The following is a 396-nucleotide window of genomic DNA, read 5'->3' as shown; positions in this document are numbered from 1 at the left end:
CTTTGATTGTAAAGGCATAAAAGTGTACCCTAATAGAAGGTATGCGTAGAAAGGAGTCAATACGATGAATGAAAATAATATTGAGATCAAACTCATTGCACTAGATATGGACGGTACACTCTTGAAAAATGATCAACAAGTTTCAGAGGCAAACCGCCAGGCAATTAAAGAAGCGAAGGAAAAGGGAGTAAAGGTAGTACTTAGCACAGGTCGCTCGCTCAACACGTGCCATGATTATGCCATTGCACTTGAACTTCAATCGTATTTAGTCACTGTAAATGGAAGTGAAATTTGGGATGAAAATTGTAATCTCGTCCAAAGGGTCGTTTTGCAGCCAGAATTGATTGAGTGGATGTGGGGCCACGCCAAGCAATATATCACAGCATTTTGGGCAAT

1 protein-coding gene is annotated in these 396 nt (G+C 40.4%); it reads left to right on the top strand.

Annotated features, from left to right (window positions below):
- Nucleotides 1–64 precede the first annotated feature (64 nt).
- Nucleotides 65–396: HAD family hydrolase (locus RYX56_RS21340; protein WP_317123986.1), on the top strand; the 332-nt coding region annotated here is incomplete at its 3' end.

This window comes from Alkalihalophilus lindianensis (genome assembly GCF_032843265.1).
GTDB classification, from domain to species: domain Bacteria; phylum Bacillota; class Bacilli; order Bacillales; family Bacillaceae_D; genus Alkalihalophilus; species Alkalihalophilus lindianensis.
Note: the sequence above shows the minus strand (reverse complement) of the source record. Positions and strands in the feature narration are given on the sequence as shown.